The following is a 3,484-nucleotide window of genomic DNA, read 5'->3' as shown; positions in this document are numbered from 1 at the left end:
AGGCGGCAAAGGCTAGTGGATTTATTTTGTGCTGATTGGCTCAGTTTGTCAATGTTGCAAAATGTTAAAGAGAAATATAGAAAAAATAAATAATTACGTGAAAGCTAGGGTTAGAAGTAGGTTTTGTTTACGTTACGTAATAATAACTCAGTAAAGCAGACTGATTGCTACAGACATGACAAAATACCCATTGGGTGAACAGAAGCCGATTATCTTGTAAAACAACTGTGGAAAACAGCAGAAATAGCTGTGGAAAGTCTGTGGAATCTGCCAGGAAAAGTAGAGGTAATGATAATAATTGCAAAAAGTTCAGATTTGTAATCTCTGCCGTTGCAGTGTAATATCAGCCTCAGTATTACCAAAGGAGCTAATCATGAGAGGATGGGTAAATGATCCACATTCAGGAGGGGTAAAAATCCCGGAGCAGGTCAAACAGAGAACAAAGCAACGAATATTAGCCTATGCAGAGAAGCATTACGCGGGGAAATACATACGTATTGATGTGCGTTTTAAGGGATATTTCTGTTACATAGATGCTTATAAAGAACCATTTTTACCAGACAATGATGACCTATCAATGTTTAAAATAACACGCTCTGAATATATAGAGAGAGCCAAAAATACACCAATTCATCTGTGTCGATTGCGGTACAAAGGGAATGAAGAGAAATGGACAAAGGCTTTTTATACTTATAGTAATGAAAAGTACGAACCTAGCGTATTTAACAATGGTACTTTTTATGGGACACCAGAAGAGGCATTTCAAAGTTCAGCATTGTATTTAGATTAATCAAATTTTGACAGATTTAATGATTTTTGAGATAGAAATATAAAATTGTTTGGCTGATAAAAAAGTAACAATATCGCTCAAGATGTCTGAATATTATACGTTTCAACCTTTACCGCTAATTAATCCTAGCTTGGATATTAGTGAGAATCACTACTGGAATTACCATAATATCGAGGAACTAATTAGTTGTAAAAAGCCTTTGACGGCATCTGTTGATGAAGATTTATTTATTGCTGTGCATCAAATGTGTGAACTTGCTTTTCACCAAATGATTATTGATATGGAACGAGTTTTGAAGACTTTAGCACAAGCACTACAAGATGCAACTGATCCGATCATTGGCAATACGGCAGAGGTATGCTATTTCTTTCGTCGCATCCTGCGTCTTTACGAAGTTGTAAATACAACGATGCCGATTCTGGGGACAATGCGTGCTTTTGCGGAGTTCAGAACTAGTATTGGGCCTACTAGCGGGTTTCAATCTTTTCAGTTCCGTCATCTAGAAATTATGAGTGGGGTTCGTAAATACTGGGATGGTGGTACTAAAAATGCTGAGGGGAAATTGCATATTGCTGAGATCGAGTTTAATCAACGCTATGGTGAACAGGTAGCACAATGGTTTGAATTATATCGTCAGCACAACCTTACTTACTATTATCAAATCCTGATTAACCGCGCGGCTGGTAATTCTCAGGCAGAATGTCTAGTCAATTTACAAACTAATACAAATGCTAGTGCAATTCTTCAGTGCTTTAGCGGTTATGATAATTTGCAAAGGCGATTTCATAAATCTCATCTAGGGTTGGCAATTACACAACTAAAAATAGTTGGTGCTGATGTTGGTACTGGTGGTACATCCTTTAGAGATTATCTAGCTAAATACGATCGGGAAGAAGCGCCTCTGTTTCCAGGTTTAGAAGATATTCTCTAATTGCATCAGAGTGTTAGTTATTTGTGAAAAACATGGAATTGTTGAGGTTACGAGATGTAGGATAATAATAAGTTACTTGAATTCAAGCAATCCAAAACTTATGACCAAGCAGTGGCACATCTAGTTGACTTACGGGAATTGGCTGAATATCAAGGAAAGCTAGAGGAGTTCAAAGTTTCTACTAAGCAGATGCAAAAAAATTATAGCACTCGGACTGGATTGCGATCGCGCCTGAAACAAAGTTAGATTATTGTAAATTCTCTAAGTTTCTGACACGGTGATGCCGATTACCAAGAAGGGGGGAAAAGGAAAAGGGGAAAGGGCAATATACAAAGAACTTTTTATATTCATGGTATGAAGCCCCTATTTTTAAATATGGAGAATAAAAAAAGAAGATTTTTGAGACACGTAGTGCGTTCGCCCAAGGCGTCTCGTAGAGAGAACTTAGCAGCGTCTTTATTTGGAACAAGAGCTTTTAAGTTACTGGTTCCCTTTCCCCTTCTTCATTAGCCTCATTTGAACTTTTGAACCTTCAGACATTTATTCTTCGGTGATCAGCCGAGGGTTAAAAAGCGAATTAGCCAGCTTTACGCGGTCTACCGGGCTTGCGCTTGTCTGAAGAATTTACATCAGCCTTTTTAGTTTTCGGTGACTTGTTGGCAGCATTGTTAGCTTTATTTAAACGAGTAGTACGTTTTGGTTGTGGCGAAATTTCTTTAACTGGAGGCAGTAATCTCAATGTAGGGAATGAGAGAATAACTGCTTCATTACTTCTGCGATGAACAACTTCATCATCTAACGCCCAAGGATCTGGCAATTTTTCAAAAGTCATTGCTTGTGGTGTGATTACTTCTGATACTGATTGGATTGTAGAAGCGGCTATCTTTCCATTGCTAATTGAAACAAGATTACTAGTGTAAGCAGCCGATACAAATAGTCCATTAATGAACTGGAATATAACAAGAGTAACGAATGCCCAAAAGATAGCTACTATTGCCAGGGTAAGTAGAGATTGCATATCCATGATTTATTCCTCAACTAAGTATTTGTAATTTTCAATTGATTTACGCAAAGAGGATTTTAGCCTTGTCCAAATATGAAGCGGATTTGAACATATCCTCTCTTCAAGAGAGGACTTCACTCTAAATTTAGCGTAGCGTATCTTTGATTTAATCTAACTAAATTTCTTTATTACTTTAAAACTTAGTTACAAAATAAAGTAGGTTTTAGTATTTACCTATTTGAAGATTTAAAGTATTATATTTATAAAGTTATTTCCCAAACATAAACATTGGGTCAAGTCTATGGTTAAGATTTGATTGGTTAGCCAATTCTGGAAATAAAAGATTCTATTCAAACGAAAAATAAAAGTAGTCGTCACAATTAATTGAAAGTATGCCTAGCCCAACTACCGACTTAGTGCGCTCTTACCTCAAAGAAATCGGACGCTACCCTCTGCTAACTCCTGAGCAAGAAATTACAAATGCTAGGCTTGTGCAGCAGATGATGGCGATTGAAGAACAGCGATCAAACCTCGCACTTCAACTAAACCGAGAACCAACTGCAAGAGAATTAGCTACCTTGCTTGGGCAAACCGAAGCTGAAGTACAGTCAATCGTTCAACAAGGTCAAAAAGCTAAACATAAAATGGTGACAGATAACCTACGGTTGGTGGTTTCTGTTGCCAAAAAATACCAGAACCACAATTTAGATTTTCTCGACTTGCTCCAAGAAGGGGCACTGGGACTGCAACGAGGAATCGA

The 3,484-nt window shown here is 37.5% G+C and carries 5 protein-coding genes; 4 read left to right on the top strand and 1 reads right to left on the bottom strand.

Features of this window, described 5'->3' with window-relative positions:
- Positions 1-373: 373 nt before the first annotated feature.
- The 3 genes from CDG77_RS34025 to CDG77_RS38810 all read left to right on the top strand — a co-directional run bounded on the left by CDG77_RS34025 (position 374) and on the right by CDG77_RS38810 (position 1,967).
- Entirely contained in the window at positions 374-790 is a 417-nt protein-coding gene (locus CDG77_RS34025; RefSeq protein WP_094333549.1) for a hypothetical protein, read from the top strand.
- Between the two features lie 82 nt (positions 791-872).
- Positions 873-1,721 carry a tryptophan 2,3-dioxygenase family protein gene (locus CDG77_RS34020; protein WP_094333548.1) on the top strand — a complete coding sequence of 283 codons (849 nt, stop codon included), beginning with the start codon at positions 873-875 and terminating at the stop codon, positions 1,719-1,721.
- Between the two features lie 111 nt (positions 1,722-1,832).
- Entirely contained in the window at positions 1,833-1,967 is a 135-nt protein-coding gene (locus CDG77_RS38810; protein WP_262985198.1) for a hypothetical protein, read from the top strand.
- A gap of 331 nt (positions 1,968-2,298) precedes the next feature.
- Here the strand turns inward: CDG77_RS38810 and CDG77_RS34015 are convergent, their stop codons facing one another.
- Positions 2,299-2,745, bottom strand: coding sequence for a hypothetical protein (locus CDG77_RS34015; protein ID WP_094333547.1), 447 nt, complete (start codon positions 2,743-2,745; stop codon positions 2,299-2,301).
- A gap of 371 nt (positions 2,746-3,116) precedes the next feature.
- On the opposite strand from CDG77_RS34015, the gene CDG77_RS34010 reads away from it, so the two are divergent.
- The coding region (locus tag CDG77_RS34010; RefSeq protein WP_317615950.1) for a sigma-70 factor domain-containing protein at positions 3,117-3,484 on the top strand (368 nt) is incomplete at its 3' end.

The sequence above is a fragment of the Nostoc sp. 'Peltigera membranacea cyanobiont' 213 genome (genome assembly GCF_002245975.1).
In the GTDB taxonomy this organism is placed as follows: Bacteria; Cyanobacteriota; Cyanobacteriia; order Cyanobacteriales; family Nostocaceae; genus Nostoc.
The sequence above is the reverse complement of the archived record's forward strand: the minus strand, read 5'-3'. Positions and strand labels throughout refer to the sequence as shown.

Coding starts and splice junctions, on each gene's coding strand:
- CDG77_RS34025 (WP_094333549.1), top strand. CDS start 374: ATGAGAGGATGGGTAAATGATCCACATTCAGGAGGGGTAAAAATCCCG.
- CDG77_RS34020 (WP_094333548.1), top strand. CDS start 873: ATGTCTGAATATTATACGTTTCAACCTTTACCGCTAATTAATCCTAGC.
- CDG77_RS34015 (WP_094333547.1), bottom strand. CDS start 2,745: ATGGATATGCAATCTCTACTTACCCTGGCAATAGTAGCTATCTTTTGG.